The organism is Corynebacterium vitaeruminis (assembly GCF_001054325.1).
Taxonomy (GTDB): domain Bacteria; phylum Actinomycetota; class Actinomycetes; order Mycobacteriales; family Mycobacteriaceae; genus Corynebacterium; species Corynebacterium vitaeruminis_A.
The window spans coordinates 324,955-346,261 of the sequence record NZ_JVVM01000022.1 but is presented as its reverse complement, the minus strand read 5'-3'; the positions used below and the strand labels follow the sequence as shown (position 1 = coordinate 346,261).

The window sequence follows — 21,307 nt, the reverse complement described above, 5'->3', positions numbered from 1 at the left end:
TTCAGGCCATTTTTCGGGCCATTTTTGACATAAACGCAGTCAGTAACTCGCATTGAGGTAAGTATCGAAGGCGCCCACCCGCCGACGCGCCGGTCGACACGCCGAGCGGGCATACTTTCGCCTATTAACCAGCTCCCCTTAGTGAGACTCCAGCCACGCCAAAATGTCGGCGTAGACCTCTTCCTTATTCAACTCGTTGAGAATCTCATGACGGCCGTCCGGGTAGACCTTGAAGCGCACATCCTTCTTGCCCGCATTCACATACTTGCCCACGACCTCGGTCACACAGGCAGCACCACCCGCCGGGTCAACTGCCCCGGAAACCACGAAAAGCGGCAGATCATCGGGTGCTTTCTCATAGGCATCAGGCGAGTTTGCGTAGTGCGTACCGATGAGAAGGTCGCGGAAAAAGGCATTGGTGGGAACGAAGCCACACTTGTCGTCCGCAATGTAAGCGTCGACGACCCTGCTGTCGCGGGTGAGCCAATCAAATTTAGTGCGGCGCTCAAAGCCCTTGTTGAAGTCAGCAAAGCTGAGAGCATTGAGTAGCTTGCCGGGCGCGGTAGGACGAACCTTAGCCAGCAGGTTTGCAACTTTCATTCCGGCGTCGCCCTTAGCCCCTGGCCACGGCACGGTGCCCATGATAATGACACCGGCAAGCCCCTCGCCGTACTTGGCGATGTAGTTACGGGTCAGAAGTGACCCCATGGAATGGCCGAGAATATAGTGCTTGCTGCCTGGGAATTCCGCATCAACATACTGGCGAACCGCGTGTAGGTCTTCGAGAATTAGGTTCCACCCACCGTAGTCAGCGAAGAAGCCCGGGATCCCAGCATCCGTCTTGGTCATACCGTGGCCGCGATGGTCGTGCGCGACGACGGCATAGCCTTGGGACACGAGGTACTCGGCGAATTTGGCGTAGCGGTTGGCGTACTCGACCATGCCGTGGACAATTTGCACCACTCCCTTAGGAGTAATCGGTGCGCCCTTGTCATTTTCTGGAACCCAGCGCAGCACATTCAATGTGGCACCTGGGCGGGAAAGCGAAGTCCTAACAGCCGATGTCACGTCGGGTACCTTTCGCGTAGAGGTTTCGATACTTACCGCTCATCGTACCGAGGACCTCGGCTGTTCACTGGTGGTTTCGCCAACAAAGGAAGCTACAGAATCTCGCCTGGCTTGTAGGCCGCGGCCTCTGGGTACTTGTCCACGACAGCCTGCACACGTGCAACTACGCGGTCAACCTGCGATTCTGCGGCACCGATGAAAGCGTGGCGGTCTGCCAGAGCGTCGGCAAGCCCTGCGGCATCCAGCGGGAAACGCTCATCTGTAGCGAGACGTTCAGTGAGATTCTGCTCGGCGCCCTTTTCGCGCATATCCAGTGCGGTGGCGACGGCGTGCTCCTTGATGATCTCGTGGGCTTCCTCGCGGCCCATACCAGCGCGGACGGCTGCCATGAGGATCTTGGTGGAGGCGAGGAACGGCAGGTAGCGCTCCAGCTCACGGTCAATCATGGCCGGGAATGCACCGAACTCGGACAGGACGGTGAGGAAGGTTTCGAACATGCCGTCCATGGCGAAGAATGCATCCGGCAGTGCAACGCGGCGGACCACGGAGCAGGAAACGTCGCCTTCGTTCCACTGAGTACCGGCGTATTCGGAGAGCATGGTCATGTAGCCGCGCAGGATGACCTGGAAACCGTGGACGCGCTCACAGGAGCGGGCATTCATCTTGTGCGGCATGGCGGAAGAGCCAACTTGGCCTTCCTTGAAGCCCTCGGTGACGGTCTCATTACCGGCCATCAGGCGGATGGTGGTGGCCAGCGATGCCGGCCCTGCACCGAGCTCGACCAGCGCGGACAGAGCGTCGAAGTCGAGGGTGCGCGGGTAAACCTGACCGACGGAGTCAAAGACGCGGTCGAAGCCGAGGCCTTCAGCGATTTCGTTTTCCAGGGAGGCCAGCGCGGACTCGTCACCGTCAAGCAGATCCAGCATGTCCTGGGCGGTGCCCATCGGGCCCTTGATGCCGCGCAGCGGGTAGCGGGAGATCAGGTCTTCTACGCGCTCGATACCCAGCAGCATCTCGTCCGCAGCGGAGGCGAAGCGCTTGCCCAGAGTCGTTGCCTGCGCGGCGACGTTGTGGGAACGACCCGCCATGACCAGCGACTGGTACTCGGAGGCCTTCTCGGCAGTGCGGGCGGCAACGGCAACGGCCTTGTCACGCACGACCTTCAGCGACTGCAGAACCTGCAGCTGCTCGACGTTTTCGGTCAGGTCACGCGAGGTCATTCCCTTGTGAATGTGCTCGGTGCCAGCCAGTTCACAGAACTCTTCAATGCGGGCCTTCACATCGTGGCGAGTAATACGCTCACGGGCGGCAATGGAGTCGAGATCAACCTGGTCGATGACCTTCTCATACGCCTCGACAGTGCCGTCCGGAACCTCAATTCCGCGGGCGACCTGAGCCTTCAGAACTGCGATCCAGAGCTTGCGCTCGAGGATGATCTTGTACTCAGGGCTCCACAACTCCGCCAGAGTCGCAGAGGCGTATCGGTTAGCAAGGACGTTTGCAATCTTCTTTTTCTCAGCCACGCCCTCAAGTATTCCATGACCATTGCATCCGCGGTTATCTAGGCCATGGATGACCACGCATTTCTTCCACGCCTTCGTTGAATTTGCGCATCAATCGCACGAACTCCACGAGCTCCGAGTCCTCCCAGTCATGCGTAATGTCATCGACGGTTTTCTTACGCGCCTCAATCTCCCGGTGCAACAACTCCAATCCCTTATCAGTTGCGCTATGCACTTTGGCGCTTGACGACGGCGCAGACCTCTTCGCGATATACCCCTGGCGCATAGCGGCGGCCAGTTGGCGGTGCACTGTAGAAATGTCCAACCCCAGTGCATCGGAGAGCTCCGCGACTGTCATATCCGGCTGCGCTTCCAGTCGCGCTAGCAGTGCCGCGGCGGAGCGATCTAACAGGATGTCCTTGCGGTGTGGTCGGTAGCCGCTGGAACTCACCCGGGACAGCAGCATGTTCTCGTAAACGAGCGCGGCCAGGTCGTCGTTTCGCACGGTGGCAGTCAGTCCTTATGTCGCCTTATTTCGGCCCGTTAGTGGGTCTGCGAGATGTATCTGTTTGCTTAATTCCTCACCTATTCTAGCGTGCCGCGGACAGAGTTAATCCCACGGGAATGCGTTTGCATCATACAAACAAATTGTTATAATTCGACTCCTAACTGCATTTTTGCACGATACAAATACCGGAAAGCAGTTTTGCCACAGCACTAATTCCACGATTGTTTTCAAACGAGAAAAGAGACCGTACTTTCAGCATGACAACGCATACGACCACACAGACCAGGCACAAACAGAACGAGCAGGACGAGCAGCGCGGACAAGACAAGCTCTTCTCCCCCGCCTTCATAATCAGCTGGCTGATTAACTTCAGCATGTACCTGGTGTTCTACCTTTCAATCACGGTCATGGCGCTCTACGCCGTCCAGCGCTTCTCCGCCTCCGACGCCGCCGGTGGCTTCGCCGCCAGTTCTTTCGTTGTCGGTGCCACCATCGCTCGTCTCTTCTCGGGCTACTTGGTGGACACCTTCGGTGGTCGCAAAATCATGCTCGGCTCGCTCACTGTCATCGTTGCAGCCTGCGCCGCCTATATTTGGGCCGCTTCCCTGCCGATCTTAATTACGATCCGCATCATCCACGGCCTGACCTACGCTTTCGCCTCCACCGCCGTGATGGCCGCCGCCCAGACCGCCATTCCCGCTTCGCGACGTGCAGAGGGCACCGGCTACATCTCACTCGGCACCACTCTGGCCACGGCCATTGGTCCAGCTCTTGGCCTGGCTCTCATTGGCTCGGTCGGCTACAGCGTCCTCTTCGCCACCGCCCTCGGCCTGTCCGTTGTAGGTCTGGTGCTGGCGCTAGTCCTCCCACAACACACCGAGCCCACCACCGTGGCAGACAAGGCCGAGGCCACCGAGGATTCGTCGGCAAGCGAGACGAAGCGCGCGTTTTCCTTCGATGACATCATGACACCGAGCGTCGTTCCGATTGGCCTGTTCATGCTGCTCATTGGCTTGGCGTACGCGGGCGTGATTACGTTCCTGAACCGATATTCGCAGCTGGGCGGCCTGACTAAGGGCGCCAGCTTCTTCTTCATCGCCTATGCGGTGGCGATGATGGCGGCGCGTTTCTCGCTGGGACGTCTGCAGGATCGCCGTGGCGACAACCCAGTAATTGCGATTGGCCTGGTGTGCTTCACTATCTCGTTGCTGGTTCTATCTTTCGCTAGCGCTGACTGGCACGTCATTGTCGCCGGTGCGCTCTGCGGCCTGGGCTACGGCACTCTGATGCCGGCCTGCCAGACGATCTCTGTACACCTGGCCCCGGCACACAAGCTCGGCACCGGCATCTCGACGCTGCTGTTGCTTGTCGACGCGGGCATCGGCCTCGGCCCAATCGTGTTGGGTTCGGTCGCCACCGCAGTGGGCTTCGACAAGATGTACGCGGGCCTGGCGGCTGTGGTGGTTCTCGCTGCCGTTTTCTACTGGTTCGTACATGGCCGCAAGCCTGTTGCGCAGCGCCATCACGTAACTATTCAGAACTAATCAGCCAACAAACCGCTATCACGGGACATAAACCACAATCACGGACGGCTGTCTGAAAAGGAACACCGATAACAGTTATGTGCGGTGAGTCACCTATACTTTCCCCCATGACTGAATCATCCACACCACAGAGCATGATTTCGATTGCCGGGGTGAATAAGTACTACGGCGACTACCACGCTTTGCGTGATATCAACCTGGAAATCCCAGCTGGTCAGGTCGTAGTCATCCTCGGCCCCTCCGGCTCCGGTAAGTCCACACTGTGTCGAACCATCAACCGCCTGGAAACCATCGACAGCGGCGAAATTCGCATCAACGGCAAGCTTCTTCCCGAAGAGGGCAAGGAACTCACCCGCCTGCGCGCTGAGGTTGGCATGGTTTTCCAGCAGTTCAACCTTTTCAGCCACATGACCATTCGGGACAACGTCACGCTGGCGCCGATGAAGGTCCGCAAGCTCTCTAAGGCCGAGGCTCGCGAACGTGCTGACAAGCTGCTCGCCCGTGTCGGCATTGCGGAACAGGCTGACAAGTATCCGGCGCAGCTCTCCGGCGGTCAGCAGCAGCGCGTCGCCATCGCACGCGCCCTGGCTATGGACCCGAAGGTCATGCTTTTCGACGAGCCCACCTCGGCACTCGACCCGGAAATGATTAACGAGGTCCTCGATGTCATGACCGACCTGGCCAAGGGCGGCATGACCATGGTCTGCGTCACCCACGAGATGAGCTTCGCCCGCCGCGTGGCCGACCGCATCCTGTTCATGGCCGACGGTGCGATTGTCGAAGACACCGACCCGGAGACCTTCTTCACCAACCCGCAGAGCGATCGCGCCAAGGATTTCTTGGCCAAAATCGTCGGACATTAGGCAGGGCTGGTCACTATGAAGTTTTCACTCTTACGAGGAGGCCGGGGGCGCAGTCGCAACCGGGGCCGCCGAGGTGTCGTCGGCAAGCGAGTTGCGGCGGCTGTTGTAGCTGTTGCCACGACAATGAGCCTCGCGGCCTGCGGTAGCGGCGGACCCCGAAACCTGCTGGCCGATATCGAGGCCGGACACGTGACGCTGGGTACGAAGTATGACCAGCCGGGTCTCGGTGAGCGCACCCCGGATCGCGAGTTCGCGGGCGTCGATACTGATGTCTCCCGCTACGTCATCGAGTACATCGCCAACAAGAACGGTTGGGATGTGCCCGAGATGGAGTGGCGCGAGACCCCGTCCGCTCAGCGCGAGACGCTAATCAACAACGGCGAGGTCAACATGATCGCCGCCACCTACTCCATCAACGCTGGCCGCCTGGCTGCCGTCGACTTCGCCGGCCCGTACCTGGTCACGCACCAGGCACTGTTGGTGCGCGGTTCCGAGGGCATCCAGGGGCTTGACGACGTCGCCCCGGGCACTCGCCTGTGTTCTGTTTCCGGTTCCACCCCAGCGCAGAAGGTCAAGGACGCTCTGCCGGAGGTGCAGCTGCAGGAGTTCGATACCTACGCCGCATGCGCCGAAGGTGTGAAGCAGGGCGTCGTCGATGCCCTGACCACCGATGCGACTATTCTCGCGGGCTTCGCCCAGCGCTACAAGAAACGCTTCGGCGATGACTTCCGCGTGGTCGAGCTGCGTAACCCGGATAGTTCCTACTGGACCAACGAGTACTACGGCATCGGTCTACCCAAGGGCGATGATGCCAGCCGTGAGGCCATCAATGAGGCGCTGGAGTCGCTGTACGACACCGGTGAATTTCAGAAGATTGTCAAGAAGCATTTGGGCGACAAGTTCGAGCTCGATGACAAGCCGGCAATCGGTGATTTGTCGTTCGTAGAGAAGAAGTAGGAAGGGGTGCGAGCAAACAATGAATCCAGAACTATGGAGTGAAATGGGGCCGGAACTACTTCCGGCTTTCTGGGTAACCATCAAACTGACGATTGCCTCGGCAATTGGTTCCCTGATTTTTGGCACGCTTCTCACCGCTATGCGCGTGAGCCCCGTGGGAATCCTGCGTACCCTGTCGACCTGGTACATCAATATCGTCCGCAATACGCCGCTGACGTTGATTGTGCTGTTGGCCTCGATGGGGCTCTACTACAACTTGGGGCTGCTGCTGGCTGCGGAGAATGACTCCTTTATTGTCAAGCAGAACTTCCGCCTCGCGGTGCTGGCTTTTGTTGCCTACACCTCATGCTTTGTCGCGGAGTCCCTGCGCGCCGGTATTAATACTGTGCCGTTCGGTCAGGCTGAGGCCGCCCGCTCCCTGGGGCTAAGCTTTGGCCAGAGCTTCCGCTACATCATCTTTCCGCAGGCATTCCGTGGCGCTATCGTGCCGCTTGGCAACACCCTGATTGCGCTGACCAAGAACACAACGATTGCCTCGGTAATCGGTGTGGCTGAAGCGTCGCTGCTGATGAAGACCATGACCGAAAACTACGCCAGCGATATCCTGATTATCTTCGGCATCATCGCTGTCGGCTTTATTATTCTGACTCTGCCGACCGGCCTGTTCTTTGGCTGGGCTGGCAAGCGATGGGCGGTGAAGCGCTAATGGCTACTCGCGCAACAGTTCTTTATGACGCGCCGGGGCCAAAGGCTCAGCGCTTCAATCGGATTCTCACCTGGGTTGTGGCTGCCATCGCGGTTGCGCTCCTGGCGTGGATGGGAATGACGCTGGCCGACAAGGGTCAGTTCGAGGCCAATAAGTGGTCGTTCTTCCTCGAATCCACAACCTGGACCACATACATTCTGCCCGGCCTGGTCAGCACCATTGTCGCGGCTGTGGTCTCTATTGTGTTGGCACTGGTTATTGGCGCTCTCCTGGGCGTCGGCAGGCTGAGCCCGGTCGCGCCGGTGCGCTGGCTGTGCTCGGTGATTGTCGAGTTCTTCCGCGCCATCCCGGTACTGGTGCTCATGCTGTTCGCCTACTCGGTGTTCGCCATCTGGCAGCTGTTCCCGTCGAACTACCTCGGCTTTGCCGCTGTTGTGTTCGGTCTGACCATGTACAACGGCTCCGTCATTGGCGAGACTCTGCGCTCCGGCATCGAGTCGCTGCCGAAAGGCCAGCGAGAAGCCGCGATTGCGCTGGGTCTCTCCCACCGCCAGACGATGGTCACCATTTTGCTGCCGCAGGCAGTCGCCGCCATGTTGCCGGCGATTATTTCTCAGATGGTCATTGCGCTGAAGGACTCCGCGCTGGGTTACATGATTGGCTACGTCGAGGTTGTCCGCTCTGGCCGCCAGCTCGGCGAGTACTACGGCGCCATGATTCCATCGCTGGTCGTCGTGGCAATCATTCTCATCGCCATCAACTTCGGCCTGGCCAACCTTGCGGAACGCATCGAAAGCCAGCTCCGCGCCGGCCGCGCTCGACGCAACATCATTGCAAAGGTCCCGCACCAGCCCGACGTCGGTGTCACCACCAAGGACCAGGCCAACGTGGACTGGCACGATGAAGACTACAAGGACCTTCGAGGCACCCACGAGTAGAGCTGATCACGGCACAACGCTGCACTCGCTTTACGACGAATACAGCGACGCCGCCCACGGAACCTTCTAATGGTTTTCCGTGGGCGGCGTTTTCGTAGTTGGCCTCGCCTTCGCTCCTATCGATGAGCTACTCACTGATGGACAGGCTCCGGTGCATCGATAGGTGAATAACGTGGCCACAAGTGCCGGACAATTTACAACTGGGCGCACCTAGGACTCGGGCTTGGTCTCCGATTCCTCCGATTCCGACTTTTCGCCAGATTCGACCTCCCCCTCAACCACAACATCGGACTGAATAACCAAACGTCCGTCTTCATCGTGGGTGTATTCAAAGCGCGGGAGTTCGTTGCCCTCTTCGTCGTAGCCCGGCGCGGGCGCTGCTTCATTCTCCTCCAGTTTCTCCGGAGTGTCGGTCTTGCTCCACTGTCGCGTGACCGGCTTGCGCACAGCCATGTGGTCATCACTCATGCCTTTGACCAAGGAGTACATCATCACAAAGTGGAGGAAGAAGAACGGCACACCGATGACAATCACTGCGGATTGCAACGCTTCCAGCGCGGTTTCACCAGAAATCAGCAGCAGAGAAGCTGCCACAGCACCGATCATGATGCCCCACAGCACGCGGTAAAAGGTCGGAGCCTTGTTCTCCTCACCGGTGGACATCATGTCCATGACCATCGAAGCCGAGTCGATGGAGGTGACGAAGAAAATCATGATCACAAAGAGCGCAAACACACTGACAAGCGTCGTCAGCGGGTACTGCTCCAACAGAATAAAGAGTGCCGGCGACGGGTCTCCGCCCTCGACAACTGGTTCAGTCAGAATACCTGGCTGCTCGTTTTCCAGCTCAAAACCGGCACGGCCAAAGACGGAGAACCACAGAATCGACACGATTGTCGGCAGTGCAATCACACCGGCAATGAACTGGCGGACGGTACGGCCACGGGAAATACGCGCGATGAACATGCCCACAAATGGCGACCAGCAGATTGTCCAAGCCCAGTAGAAGACCGTCCAGGCACCCTGCTTCCAATTCGGGTTGACGTCGTAGGAGTCAGTCCAGAACATCACGCGCGGCAGCGTATCCAAGTAGACGCCAGCTGTATCGACGGTCTGGCGCAGCAGCGTCAAGGTCGGGCCCATCAGCAGCACGAAGACCATCAATGCCATGGCGGCCCAAATATTGGCATTGGACAGCACCTTAATGCCCTTGTCTAGACCACGAGCCACGGAGATAGACGCGATCACGATGATGATTGCGATCAGAATCAGCTGCACCGTCGAGTTTTCCGGGGTACCGATTACACGAGCAGCACCGGAGTTAATCTGCAGCGCACCCATGCCCACCGATACCGCGATACCGACGACAGTACCGATGATGGCGACGGCGTCGATAAGCTTGCCCGGCCATGAGTAGATGCGGGTGCCGAGCAGTGGCGCGAAGATGGAGGAGACGCGCGGCGGGAGATGACGCTTGTAGATGAAGTACCCCAGCGCGAGCCCCGGCAGCGCCATGATGACCCACATGTGAATACCCAGATGATAGATGGTAAATGCCATCGCGGTGTTCTGGGCCTCGCGGGTCATCGGGTCTTGACCGAGCGGCGGGTTGTAGGCGTGGTTGAGTGGTTCAGCCACACCCCAAAACATCAGCATGGAGCCAGTACCACCAGCGAAGAGCATGCCGAACCACTCGGCGATGGTGTATTGGGGCTCTTCGTCGTCATCGCCAAGCTGAATGCGCCCGTAGCGGGACACGAACAAGCCGATGAGGAAGATAAAGCTCGCCGAGACACCACCAATGAACAGCCAGCCCAGGTTAGAAGTAACCCACTCGGAAGCGGCTGAGTAGGCATCCCGAGCTGTATCCCCCAGCACGACGGTCACCGCCACAAAGAGGACAATGAAACCCATCGCGGTTGTGAAAATCAACGGATCGGTCGGCAGGTTCTTGAGAAAACCACCCGACTTCTTTTCTTGCGTGTTCGCTTGTGGCGTTTGTGTAGATCCCATTATCGGGGCCAGCGCCTTTCACTTCTAGATTGTCTGTCTTAGAAAAGACAGCTCGGAAGACACATTCCTCCCAAGTCGGTTATCTACGTTACAAAAAGAAACCCAGCCATTCTCAATATCCAAGCCTTTGTGCTGTAATTGAGACTTTTTCCTTCGAGTTCACGCTGGTTTAACTGAACGTCAAAGTGGAAAACCTATCGTTCGACTCCATGCAGCTTTCCCGTCGCAGCGCTCTACGTTTAGGCGCATCCACCGCACTTGCTACTTCAGTCACGCTCGCTCATGCCTCTGGAGCTGCCGCTTCAGTTACACCGGGTTCGCCGTCACTGGCCTCCCCAGGGTTATTGCGTTCTCGGCCACAGCTCACCCACGGCGTTGCGAGTGGCGATATCCGCGGCGACGGCGCATTAATTTGGGCTCGCTCAGACCGCCCCGCCCGCATGATGGTTGAAACTGCTGCAACTGAGAGCTTCCAGAATGCCAAGGTATTCCTCAGCAACTCTCTGTTAACTCCGGGCACCGACGGCACCGGACGTCTACGTGTCGTCGGTCTCGAGCCGGGACAGGAAACCTTTTACCGCGTCACGTTGGAAGAGGCAGATACTGGAGTTTGCTCTGATCCCGTTATTGGCACCTTCCGTACTGCCCCCAACCGCGCATCCAACATCCGATTGCACTGGTCCGGCGATGTCGCAGGTCAGGGTTGGGGAATTAACGACGAAATCGGTGGCTACACCGGCTTCTCCACCATGCTGGAGCGCAATCCAGACCTATTCATTCACTCAGGCGACACCTGCTATGCCGACGGTCCGCTGGATGAATCCGTCACGCTTTCCGACGGCACTGTGTGGCGCAACCATGTCACTCCAGCCAAATCCAAGGTTGCTGAAACTCTCGAAGAGTACCGTGGCCAGTACTCCTACAACCTCATGGACAAGAACTACTTGGCCTTCAATGCGCAGGTTCCGCAGCTGGTCCAGTGGGATGACCACGAAACAGTCAACAACTGGTACCCCAATGAAATCCTCGATGATGATCGCTATACCGAGCGCGATGTCAACACTCTGGCCAAGCGCGCCTACCAGGCTTTCCATGAGTGGCAGCCGATTGACCAGCAAATGACGGTGGATGGGCGCGTCTACCGCAAGGTTTCCTACGGCCCTCTGCTAGACATCTTCATCCTGGATATGCGCAGCTACAAGGGAGAAAACACTTCCAATAATCCGCGCTCAACAACCGAAGAACCAATCCTTGGCGAAAAGCAGACAAACTGGTTAATCGACTCCCTCAAGGACTCCCGCGCGACGTGGAAGATTGTTGCTAATGACCTACCGCTTGGAATCATCGTCCCCGACGGCGACGATGGTGACCAAGAAAGCGTATCCAATGGTGCCGCCGGTACGCCTGCAGGCCGTGAGCGTGAAATCGCTCGCCTGCTCAGCGCCATTAAAGATGTTTCAAATGTCGTTTGGCTCACCGCCGATGTGCACTACACCGCGGCTCACCACTACAGCCCCGAGCGCGCACAGTTCACTGACTTCGCGCCCTTCTGGGAATTCGTCTCCGGTCCTCTCCACGCGGGCGCTTTCGGCCCCAACGAAATGGATCTGACCTTCGGGCCGAAGGTGGAATACGTCCACGCTCCGGGTAAGGACAACGCCAACGCCGACCCCACGCAGGATTTCCAACACTTCGGTGAAGTCGACATTGACGGCGACTCGCGTGAGATGACTGTCCGTTTGCTCACCACCCGTGGCACCGAGTTGTGGTCAACGACACTGAAGCCACAGGCGTAAGCACACTGTTCAACTGGGCATGGCGGTAGCTGCTAATTAGTGCGTTCCACCACGCTTTACGACGGTCTCCTGCCCCGCAGCCTGCCAGGCCACAATACCTCCGTCCAAGTTGATGAGCTCCGGCGTGGCACCATCAGTCTCGACCTCGCCAGCCAGCAGCTCAATTGCCTGCTGCGAACGGGCACCCGAGTGGCAGTGAATGACGACTCGTGGGGAGTTCGGCTGGAGGTTCCGCTCAGCCCACGCTTCGCGAATCGCAGCCCACCTACGGCTGCGAATTTCGCCGAGCGGTACAAGCACCGATCCGGCAATGGCGGCCTCTGCATACTCTTCGGGCTCGCGTACATCGATAAGAGGCACGCCCTCGGCGAGAAGCTCACGCACTGCATGAGGACCAACGCTGCGCACATTCTGCTCCGAGCCGTCTTCATCTTCCGACCACGAAGCTGCGCATACCTGCGCAATTTCGGTCAGGTCGGAAACGGGTTCGCGCTCCGGGTCGGTTGCAAAGGACAGTGTGCGGGTGGTTGCCTCCAAAGCGTCGATAAGCACGAGCTTGCCGACGGCGGCCTTGCCGACACCGGTGAGCACCTTGATTGCTTCGACGACCATTATGGAACCAATCTGACCGACCATTGCGCCGAGGACCCCACCTGCGGCGCACGACGGCACGGAGCCGGGGTCGGGGATGTCGGGGTAGAGATCGCGAAGCATGGGACCGCGCCCCGGCCAGAACACAGACAGTTGTCCTGCGAACTGCAGGATTGTGGCCCAGACCAGCGGGGTTCCGGTCAGCTCCGCAGCATCGGAAGACAGATAGCGGGTGGCGAAATTGTCCGCGCCGTCGAGCACTACATCGTGAGTGGCGAAGAGCTCCTCGGCATTGTCGACGCTCAACCTGCCGACAATTGCGGTCACCGATGCCTCGGAATCGAGGCGCCGCACAGCATCCGCGGCGGACTCGGCCTTCGGGCGACCGATGTCGGACTCGCGGTGAATAACCTGGCGCTGCAGATTGGACTCGTCGACCACGTCATCGTCAATGATGGTGATGTGTCCGACCCCTGCACCGGCCAGGTACAACAGCGCAGGTGATCCCAAGCCACCAGCGCCGATAACGAGGACGCGGGAGGCTCGCAGGATTCGCTGCCCCTCGGCGCCAAAGCCCGGCAGCGTAAGGTGCCGCGCGTACCGGCGCAGGTCACGATCCGATAGATTGGCACTCTGCTCAGCCATTACAGAGAATCCTGCTCGCGTGCGCCGCTGATGCGCTCAGTGATGATTCCTTCAAACGACGAGCTCGCCTGTGCCAATCGACGCCGTGGGATACGGCCGGACTCACGGGCAGTCAGACCCGCCTCAACGCCGAAACGCATCGCCGTGGCCATGCCCACCGGATCATGTGCACGAGTCACAGCGGATGCCAGCAGCACTGCATCGCAGCCCAGCTCCATTGCCTGCGCTGCCTCGGAGGCGGTGCCGATACCCGCGTCCAGGATGATGGGCACATTCGCGCGGTCAACAATCAGCTCGATGTTGTGTGGGTTGAGAATTCCCAGGCCAGTGCCAATCGGCGAGCCCGCCGGCATGACCGCCGCACAGCCCAAGTCCTCCAGGCGCTTGGCCAGCGCCGGATCGTCATTGGTGTAGGCGAAAACGACAAAGTCGTCAGCCACCAGCTGCTCCGCTGCCGCAACTAGTTCAACCGGATCCGGCAGCAGCGTGTCCTCGTCGGCGATGACCTCGAGCTTCAACAGGTTGGTCTCCAGCGCCTCGCGGGCCAGCTGCGCAGTCAGCACCGCGTCACGAGCGGTATAGCACCCCGCGGTATTCGGCAGCGCCGCGATATTGTTGCGCTGCAGAATCTCAAAAACGTTCTGCTTCGTTCCGGGAGTAAAGCGGCGCATCGCCACCGTAGTCAGCTCAGTCCCCGAGGCCACCAGCGCGCGCTCCAGCGTATCCATGCTGGTCGCGCCACCAGTTCCCATAATCAGGCGGGAGCTCAACTCCAGCCCACCAACGCGCAGCGGTTCGCGTGTAAGTTCGCTCGCCGCCCCGGTTTCGTTTGCTTTTGCGGACATATTTGCTTGTGCAGACTTCTCGGTCATCTCTAGCCTCCCTGAACTGCTGTCACGATGTCGATTGCACCTGCCACGGGCGTGGTCGCCCACTTGGCACGCGGAATCACCGCGCCATTCACGGCCACTGCGATCCCCAGGCGGGTACCGTCCACGGCGGTGCCGTCGTCGTTAAGCGCGTGCCCCGTATGCTTTGCGACGAGATCTGCGACCCTCTCCCCCTCATCCGGTGTGTAGCCTTCGCCATTGAGTGTTGTGGCGGACATAAGCGAGCCTCCTCTAGTCGCTGAAGCGGAATGGATCGACGGCGGAAAGAAGCGCCGGATTGTTGTCATTTTCCCGACCGGCAACGACATCGGCCGTGAGTTTGGAGCCAATGGCCGTAAGCAGAATTCCGTGACGGAAGTAGCCGGTGGATACGGTCAGACCAGGAGCCACGCGGCCAATCATGGGGACATCGTCCGGGGAACCCGGACGGGCGCGGGCGGTCATCTCGTAGATTTCGCAGTCGAGAATGCCCGGTACCAGGCGGTATGCGTCGCGCAGTAGCTGGTGGACGCCTTCGGCGGAGACACCGGTCAGGTCATCTTCGCGCGAGGTTGCACCGAGCACGACGGTGCCGTCAGCACGCGGGACGATATAAACCGGACGCCCCTGAACAACACCGCGAATAGTGCGGGTGACCAGCGGCTGCAGACGCGCCGGCACACGCAGACGCAGCACATCCCCATAGACCGGTCGCAGTGGCAGATTCAGATTCTCCGGCAGACCGGTGATGTCGGCGGTGTTCAGCCCTGCCGCCAGCACGACCTCATCGGCGAGGTAGTCATTTCCGTCCGCACCGCGCAGACCGATGGCGCGGTCGGAATCGTAGATAACCTCTTGCGCGCGGGTGCGGATGACACGGTCTTCCAGGATGGTCAGCAGTGCGTCGGCAAGCAGACGCGGATTGACCTGGTGATCTCCCGGAATATCCACCGCACCAACACAGCCCGGCCCCAATGCCGGTTCCGCCCGGCGCGCCTCGGTAGCGGTGATGCGGTTAATCTCCATGCCCATGTCATGCTGCAGCTCAACGAGCTCGCTAAGGGTCTGCCGGTCGGCGGCATCACCCGCACAAACGAACGTGGAATTTTCGATGTATCCGACATCGTGGCCCGATTCCTCGGCGATGGCCTGGGCAAAGTCGCGGTAGAGCTTGCCCGACTCCACCATCAGCGGATACAGCGTCGGCTGATCCCATACAACTTCGGCCACCGGCGCCAGCATGCCAGCTGCGGCGAAAGTTGCGCCGGAAACGGGCTCGGCATCGAGGACGGTCACCTCGAGTCCCTGGCGAAGTAGTCTCCATGCCGTCGCCAAGCCAATAATGCCCGCACCTGCGATAACAACGCTTGACGACGGATCCCCTGTGCCACCCTCACCTATCGAGGCAGCACCCATAGCGGCAGCATTCACTGCCATTCCTCCCTCCGGCGGCATAACCCGCATCAGGTAAAAGCGGTCGGCGTTACTCGCCCTCTCAGCCAGCGGTGTCTCATCGATACCGGGCACGGCTCCCGCGGAAATTGGTACTCCCCCATCATATGACTTCCCGATGGCCGCCACGACACCGCATCCTCAACCTCGCCTAGCATGGGGACATGAACGCCTCATCTGCCGCCACTCGCACAACACGACGCGCCCTGCTTGCCGACGCCCGCCTGTACCTCTGCACCGACTCGCGCGCATCCCGCGGTGATCTGCGCGAATTCCTGCACGCCTGTTACGAAGGGGGCACCGACATCATCCAGCTGCGCGACAAGAAAGTCGACACTCGCGACGAAATTGCCGCCGTGGAGACCCTCGCCGAGGTCGCCGCTGAACACGGCAAGCTCTTCGCCGTCAATGACCGCGCCGACATTGCCGCGCTGACCGGCGCAGACATTCTGCATGTGGGTCAGGAAGACCTCACTACTGAGCAGGCCCGTCAGATCGTTGGCCCCGAGGTTCTCATCGGCCGGTCCAACCGAAATCTAGACATGTTCGCCGCCTCGCTTGCCGACGATGGCATCGATTACGCGGTAATCGGCCCGGTTTATGCCACCCCGACGAAGCCCGACCGTCAGCCCGTCGGAGTCGAGATAGTCAGTGAGGCTGCGGCACTGGTACGGAGAGTGCGGGCACAAGGATCAGCGGAGTCCCACCAGGATTCCGTGGCCGATATTGTGCGTCCACACGACCGCGGCGCAAGTGATCCCGTCAAGCCATGGTGGGCAATCGGCGGTATCAACGCCGAGACCGCCGGCGAAGTTATCGCCGCTGGTGCGGAACGCATTGTGGTGGTTCGCGCACTGACCGAGGCAGAAAATCCGGAAGAGGCAGCGCGTGCCCTGCGCGCTATGGTTACACCAAGGAGCTAAAACATGAGGATTCTTACCCACAAGGACGAGCTTCTAGCCCAGGCCAAAAGCAACAACAATGGCCGCACTGCGGAAATCGTTGTCCACGACGGCCCGCTGCGCCAGACCCTCATCGCGCTGACTGAAGGAACTGAGCTTTCTGCCCATAACTCACCGCCCGCAGCCTCGATGCTTGTGCTTGTTGGCGAAGTTGAAATCACCGGTGCCGATGAAACCACGATTTCCGAGGGCAATCTCAAGGCACTCACCCACGTCAAGCACGGCGTGAAAGCTCTAACAGATTCCGTGTTTCTGCTGACCACGGTCACAGGCGTCGACGGAATCGACAGCCACGGCGACAAGTAGCCATCAGTGACTACTCTCCGGCGAATGTTTCCAACTGCCGAATGGCACCCGAAACAATCAGGAGATCACCTGCGGTAATGCGGTCGTCGGCAAGCGCAGGACGGAATCGCTGACCACGCTTTTGCACGGCAACGACCGTAATCGGTGCGCTCTGGTTGATCTCCGCCACTGTCTTATCCAGACAGTGAATCGGCGGCGCGACCTTGCCGACTGCGTAGTCGCGATCGAATTCCAGGAAATCCTGGACCTTGCCACCGATGAGGTGCGCGATACGACGGCCGGTGTCGGCCTCCGGACGGATGACGTGGTGCACACCAATCTGGCCCAGAATTTTGGCGTGGGCCTGGTTATCGGCCTTTGCCCAAATCATGGGCACGCCCATGTCTACCAACGCGGACGCAGTCAGCAATGAAGCCTCAATGTCACTGCCGATCGCAATGACCACGCGTTCGGCTTCATCGACACCGAGCTGTTTAAGCACTTCGGGCATGGTGGTGTCGGCGGTGACCACGTGGTCAAAAGTCGAGGACAACTCCTGAACCACCTTCTCACGATGATCGACACAGAGAACTTCGATACCGCCGGCGACCAGCTCCTCACCGAGCGCCTGTCCGAAACGCCCCATGCCGAGGATGACAACAGGCGAAGAGCTGGCTTGGTTGGAGAAATGCTCCGCGAAACCTGCAAACGGGTTGAATTTCGAGTTAGCCAATGAAGGGCCTTTCTTCCGGATATTCGTAGACGCGCTGGCGTGGGCGGGCGGCCAGGGCCGTCGCCAAGGCGATTGGGCCAACACGGCCGGTGAACATCAGCACGATGAAGATTGCCTGTGCTGCAACCGGCAGGTCAGCGGTGATACCTGTGGAAAGGCCTACCGTGGCGAAGGCACTGACTACTTCAAAAAGGATTTGGTCAGTAGAAAACTGTGGCGCTAGGAAACTGACGGCGATTACTGCCAGAAATACCTGACCAATACCGAATGCAAGGACGACGAGGGCCTGGCGCAGCACCTTTGGGTTGAGGCGCCGCCGAGCCACGGATACGGAGGTGTCACCGCGAATCTCCGCGAGAACGGCGGCGAGAATGACGGCCGACGTCGTGATTTTCACGCCACCTGCGGTACCACCGGTGCCGCCGCCAATGAACATGAGGAAGTCCGTGCCCAGCAGTGTCGACGGGTGAAAGTCTGCGTAATCGAGTGCGTTGAACCCCGCGGTACGCGGGCTCACACCAGCGAAGAATGAGTTGAGTATCTTCTCCCCCGTGGTGAATCCAGACATGGCATTGGACCACTCACCAAATGCCACCATGAGCGTGCCCAAGGCAATCAGCAGGATGGTGCCTTTAATGGTGAAGCGAGTAGTCAATGACCAGCGCTTAGGCAGCTGTCCTCGAGTGCGAACGCTGAGCCACGTCTTCAGGTGCCGCCAAGCCTCGAGCAAAACCGGAAAACCCAGACCACCCACAATGAGGGCGAAGGCCAGGGGCAATAGCACCCAGGTATCACTGAAAAATCCCATGACATTGTCGGTATACAGAGCGAAGCCGGCGTTGTTAAAGCCGGAGATGGCATGGAACAAGCCTTCCCACACAGCTCTTCCCCAGCTGTACTCATAACCGAAGTGGAACCGCAGCGTTAGTACCACTGCCACCACGAACTCCACCAGCAGAGTGAAGCTGACAGCAGCACGGACAACCCATGAGATTTCCCCCATGTCCATACCGCGACCTTCGACGCGAGCACCGGCACGGCGGTTAAGGCCAAGCCTTCCTGCCACGAAAAGACCAAAAAGTGAAGCCAAGGTCATGAACCCGAGGCCTCCCAGCTGAATCAACAGCATGATGACGACCTTGCCGAAGGTTGACCAATGGGTGGCCGTGTCAACGGTAATCAAGCCCGTCAGGCTTGTTGCCGAGGTGGCTGTAAACAGCGCATCGGACAGAGCTGTAGGCAGGCACATATCCCCAGGACTCGGGGCACACTGCCCCGTGGGATGACTCTCGGCCGCCGAAATCGGCAGCATTAACAGAACCGTGCCAACGGTTATGAGGGCGGCATAACACCACACCACCAGCGTCGTGGGACGAACTCCCCGACGTGATTTAGTGGTCTGCCGCGACAGCGTAATCACCTTCGGAACGTTAGTCCTCACATCCGGTGGTGTCGAGGGGAATCTAGGAATTCCGCTCTGCGTGTACCCGACTTATAGGAAAACTGCCTTACGCCCTAGACACAGTTGAGACGCTTCTGTAAGTAACCTGTGCCAAATCCTGACCCCCACGCCCTACCCCGCTTTGGCTGCTACGGAAAGCATGAGTTATTGTGATTTCCATGATGACACCCCTGATGAACACACCCGCGCAATATGGCGCGCAGTGGTGGTGGCTCGCCTAAGTCCGCGAGCAACGTCACGTCATCTCATTAGTGTCGACGGCAAACCCGTCAAGTACGAGCTCGCAAGAAGATAAATCTGGCGGGCTCTTTTCTTTTATCGGTTCGAGACTTTTATCGGTTCGACAAAAGATCCAGGGCCCGCTGAAGTAAAGAACAGCAATGAAAGGCCCCCTCAATGACTGATTTCAACCCCAGCGCGGAAGCCGTCGCCAAGGCTGCGGCACCGACTGCAACCAGGGTTCCGTCGGCAAGCATTAACGGCGCGGGCGAGGTGCGCGAAACCCTCTTGCCTGCGTTTTTCGGCCGCTTCGGCGGACAGGAAGTGCCGGAGTTCCTGCTGCCAGCGCTCGATGAATTGGAAGCGGCTTACATTGAGGCGATGAGCGATCCAGAGTTTCAGCGGGAGCTGGAAGAACTGCGTCGTGATTTTCTCGGCCGCGCGACCCCACTGTTCGAATGCCGTCGACTGTCCACGCCGAACACGACGATTGTGCTCAAGCGCGAGGATCTCAACCACGGCGGCGCGCACAAGGGCAACAACGTGGTCGGCCAGGCACTGCTGGCAAAGCGCATGGGAAAAACTCGCCTCATTGCTGAGACGGGTGCAGGCCAGCACGGCACGGCCACCGCGATGGCCGCTGCACTGCTGGGGCTTGAGTGCGAGATTTACATGGGCGCACACGACGTCGCCCGCCAGCACCCCAATGTCGAGCGCATGGAGCTGATGGGAGCAAGAGTTGTTCCCGTCACCACCGGCGACGCTGGTTTGAAGGAAGCTATTGACGAGGCGCTGGTCGAGTGGAGCAAGACTCTCGACTCCACTTTCTACCTGCTAGGCACAGCCGCTGGCCCGCACCCATTCCCCACTATCGTGCGTGAATTCCAGCAGGTTATTTCAAAGGAATCGCGCAGCCAGATGGTCGAGCGTTACGGCAAGCTTCCCGACGCTGTCATCGCAGCCGTCGGTGGCGGCTCCAACGCCATTGGCGCATTTGCCAACTACATCGACGATTCCGATGTCGCCCTCATCGGCGTGGAACCCGCAGGTGAGGGCCTCGACACCGACCGCCATGGCGCGCCCATCAACGCGGGTAAGGCTGGCGTCCTTCACGGCATGCGCTCGTTTGTCATGCTTTCCGACGACGGCGAGGTGTTGCCATCGCACTCCATCTCGGCGGGCTTGGATTACCCGTCCGTTGGCCCGGAGCACGGCATGCTGAAGGAAAATGGCCGCGCCAGCTATGTCGGAATTACCGACGAGGAGGCGCTGGAAGCGTTCCAGCTGCTCAGCCGCACAGAGGGCATTATTCCGGCGATGGAATCCTCGCATGCGCTGGCGCAGGCCATTAAGATTGCGCGACTCCGTGAAACCGACCCTGCCGCTGGTAGCGAGCTCGGGCTTCCGGTTCACGCGGGCGATGAGCCTTTACTGTTGCTGGTGAACCTGTCGGGTCGCGGCGATAAGGATATGGAGCAGGTCCGGGAATTCCTGAACCAGTAGGGATAGCCAGAAGGGATTGTTTCCCCACTAGCTGATTAATAGGAACCGAACCAAAGTTAGTTCTTGTTAGGCAGCGCGGCGGTCGTCGGCGGCGATGCCCTGCTTCGGGTTCGCCTCCACGATGGCTTCGGCAAGCAGCGATGCCAGCGCATCCTGCTTGGATTCCTTGCCGTCCTGGAAAATTGGGGACACAGTATCCATAATCTCGTTGAATGCGTTCATCAGAGGTCACCTCTCTTAAGATCTCTTTGATCTTTATTGTTGGACTTCTCCAACCGATTCTTTGCGATTACGCAGTTGAAACGTCGTTTCATCGAATCGTTTGGAACTTATGACTTGCAACCGTAGACGACAACACAAGACCTGGCAAGCGCTAAACTTTATTTTTAGTTAACCTTTTGTTAACTTTCGAGCCCTTTTTAGCTCGTTCACAACACCCCAAAAACGGTCCCAATGCCGCCCTCCAAGCTCGCTCCACAGCCTCCGACAATGTCTTCAAAAATCTCGTTTTACACAACGAGAAGTCATGTACGGAGATTTCATTTTTGCCGGACAAAAACCGACCATCCAGCCCCGGTGCCCCACCCACCTTTGGATGCGAGTTACAAACCGCATCCAACCGTCACGATACTCAAGCAAAACGCCCATACCTCGGCAGCCAACCCCAGGCCATACAGAAGGTACCCCCCCT

20 protein-coding genes and 1 riboswitch are annotated in these 21,307 nt (G+C 59.1%); of the genes, 9 read left to right on the top strand and 11 right to left on the bottom strand.

Features of this window, described 5'->3' with window-relative positions; translation table 11 throughout:
- Nucleotides 1–138: 138 nt before the first annotated feature.
- The 3 genes from ADA16_RS07405 to ADA16_RS07395 all read right to left on the bottom strand — a co-directional run bounded on the left by ADA16_RS07405 (nt 139) and on the right by ADA16_RS07395 (nt 3,075).
- Entirely contained in the window at nt 139–1,068 is a 930-nt protein-coding gene (locus ADA16_RS07405) for an alpha/beta fold hydrolase (RefSeq protein ID WP_048760517.1), read from the bottom strand.
- A gap of 92 nt (nt 1,069–1,160) precedes the next feature.
- Nucleotides 1,161–2,591, bottom strand: coding sequence for an adenylosuccinate lyase (gene purB, locus ADA16_RS07400; RefSeq protein ID WP_048760515.1), 1,431 nt, complete (start codon nt 2,589–2,591; stop codon nt 1,161–1,163).
- A 34-nt stretch (nt 2,592–2,625) separates the two neighbouring features.
- Nucleotides 2,626–3,075: a MarR family winged helix-turn-helix transcriptional regulator gene (locus tag ADA16_RS07395; RefSeq protein WP_048760513.1), complete on the bottom strand. Its 450-nt coding sequence runs from the start codon at nt 3,073–3,075 to the stop codon at nt 2,626–2,628.
- 260 nt (nt 3,076–3,335) lie between these two features.
- Here ADA16_RS07395 and ADA16_RS07390 point away from each other — a divergent pair, with 260 nt between their 5' ends.
- The 5 genes from ADA16_RS07390 (at nt 3,336) to ADA16_RS07370 (ending at nt 8,086) form a co-directional block, all read left to right on the top strand.
- Entirely contained in the window at nt 3,336–4,622 is a 1,287-nt protein-coding gene (locus ADA16_RS07390; RefSeq protein WP_048760511.1) for an MFS transporter, read from the top strand.
- A 134-nt stretch (nt 4,623–4,756) separates the two neighbouring features.
- The gene (locus ADA16_RS07385) at nt 4,757–5,485 is read left to right on the top strand and encodes an amino acid ABC transporter ATP-binding protein (RefSeq protein WP_048760510.1); all 729 of its coding nucleotides are present in this window, start codon (nt 4,757–4,759) and stop codon (nt 5,483–5,485) included.
- Nucleotides 5,486–5,500: 15 nt separating this feature from the next.
- Nucleotides 5,501–6,442, top strand: coding sequence for a glutamate ABC transporter substrate-binding protein (locus ADA16_RS07380; RefSeq protein WP_048760508.1), 942 nt, complete (start codon nt 5,501–5,503; stop codon nt 6,440–6,442).
- A gap of 19 nt (nt 6,443–6,461) precedes the next feature.
- Nucleotides 6,462–7,148, top strand: coding sequence for an amino acid ABC transporter permease (locus tag ADA16_RS07375; RefSeq protein ID WP_048733083.1), 687 nt, complete (start codon nt 6,462–6,464; stop codon nt 7,146–7,148).
- Nucleotides 7,148–8,086 carry an amino acid ABC transporter permease gene (locus tag ADA16_RS07370; protein WP_048760569.1) on the top strand — a complete coding sequence of 313 codons (939 nt, stop codon included), beginning with the start codon at nt 7,148–7,150 and terminating at the stop codon, nt 8,084–8,086. The genes ADA16_RS07375 and ADA16_RS07370 overlap by 1 nt, the downstream gene beginning before the upstream one ends.
- A 210-nt stretch (nt 8,087–8,296) precedes the next feature.
- Here the strand turns inward: ADA16_RS07370 and ADA16_RS07365 are convergent, their stop codons facing one another.
- Nucleotides 8,297–10,099, bottom strand: a complete 1,803-nt coding sequence (locus tag ADA16_RS07365; RefSeq protein ID WP_048760506.1) for a BCCT family transporter — start codon at nt 10,097–10,099, stop codon at nt 8,297–8,299.
- A 209-nt stretch (nt 10,100–10,308) separates the two neighbouring features.
- Between ADA16_RS07365 and ADA16_RS07360 the strand changes: the two genes are divergently transcribed.
- Nucleotides 10,309–11,895: an alkaline phosphatase D family protein gene (locus ADA16_RS07360; protein ID WP_048760504.1), complete on the top strand. Its 1,587-nt coding sequence runs from the start codon at nt 10,309–10,311 to the stop codon at nt 11,893–11,895.
- Nucleotides 11,896–11,931: 36 nt separating this feature from the next.
- Here ADA16_RS07360 and ADA16_RS07355 read toward each other — a convergent pair whose 3' ends face one another.
- The 4 genes from ADA16_RS07355 to thiO are packed head-to-tail and all read right to left on the bottom strand — an operon-like array spanning nt 11,932 to nt 15,416.
- The gene (locus tag ADA16_RS07355; protein WP_048760502.1) at nt 11,932–13,131 is read right to left on the bottom strand and encodes a ThiF family adenylyltransferase; all 1,200 of its coding nucleotides are present in this window, start codon (nt 13,129–13,131) and stop codon (nt 11,932–11,934) included.
- The gene (locus tag ADA16_RS07350; protein ID WP_152680740.1) at nt 13,131–13,976 is read right to left on the bottom strand and encodes a thiazole synthase; all 846 of its coding nucleotides are present in this window, start codon (nt 13,974–13,976) and stop codon (nt 13,131–13,133) included. Before ADA16_RS07350 ends, ADA16_RS07355 begins: the two co-directional genes overlap by 1 nt.
- A 29-nt stretch (nt 13,977–14,005) precedes the next feature.
- Entirely contained in the window at nt 14,006–14,239 is a 234-nt protein-coding gene (gene thiS / locus ADA16_RS07345; protein WP_048760499.1) for a sulfur carrier protein ThiS, read from the bottom strand.
- 13 nt (nt 14,240–14,252) lie between these two features.
- Nucleotides 14,253–15,416, bottom strand: coding sequence for a glycine oxidase ThiO (thiO, locus tag ADA16_RS07340; RefSeq protein ID WP_239659392.1), 1,164 nt, complete (start codon nt 15,414–15,416; stop codon nt 14,253–14,255).
- 7 nt (nt 15,417–15,423) lie between these two features.
- A riboswitch (TPP riboswitch) is annotated at nt 15,424–15,546 on the bottom strand.
- A 70-nt stretch (nt 15,547–15,616) separates the two neighbouring features.
- Between thiO and ADA16_RS07335 the strand changes: the two genes are divergently transcribed.
- Complete coding sequence (locus ADA16_RS07335; protein WP_048760497.1) at nt 15,617–16,375, top strand: thiamine phosphate synthase; 759 nt, start codon at nt 15,617–15,619, stop codon at nt 16,373–16,375.
- 3 nt (nt 16,376–16,378) lie between these two features.
- The gene (locus tag ADA16_RS07330; protein WP_048760496.1) at nt 16,379–16,720 is read left to right on the top strand and encodes a cupin; all 342 of its coding nucleotides are present in this window, start codon (nt 16,379–16,381) and stop codon (nt 16,718–16,720) included.
- 10 nt (nt 16,721–16,730) lie between these two features.
- On the opposite strand, the gene ADA16_RS07325 is transcribed toward ADA16_RS07330, so the two are convergent.
- Both ADA16_RS07325 and ADA16_RS07320 read right to left on the bottom strand, forming a co-directional pair.
- A complete protein-coding gene (locus ADA16_RS07325) occupies nt 16,731–17,432 on the bottom strand; it encodes a potassium channel family protein (RefSeq protein WP_048760495.1) in 702 nt (233 codons plus the stop codon).
- On the bottom strand, nt 17,425–18,744 hold the full coding sequence (locus tag ADA16_RS07320; protein WP_239659391.1) for a TrkH family potassium uptake protein: 1,320 nt from the start codon (nt 18,742–18,744) through the stop codon (nt 17,425–17,427). The genes ADA16_RS07325 and ADA16_RS07320 overlap by 8 nt, the downstream gene beginning before the upstream one ends.
- A gap of 546 nt (nt 18,745–19,290) precedes the next feature.
- On the opposite strand from ADA16_RS07320, the gene trpB reads away from it, so the two are divergent.
- The gene (trpB, locus tag ADA16_RS07315; protein WP_053084305.1) at nt 19,291–20,616 is read left to right on the top strand and encodes a tryptophan synthase subunit beta; all 1,326 of its coding nucleotides are present in this window, start codon (nt 19,291–19,293) and stop codon (nt 20,614–20,616) included.
- Between the two features lie 66 nt (nt 20,617–20,682).
- Here the strand turns inward: trpB and ADA16_RS11235 are convergent, their stop codons facing one another.
- Nucleotides 20,683–20,838 (bottom strand): hypothetical protein, encoded by a 156-nt coding sequence (locus ADA16_RS11235; protein ID WP_162837147.1) that lies wholly within the window; start codon nt 20,836–20,838, stop codon nt 20,683–20,685.
- Between the last annotated feature and the right edge of the window lie 469 nt (nt 20,839–21,307).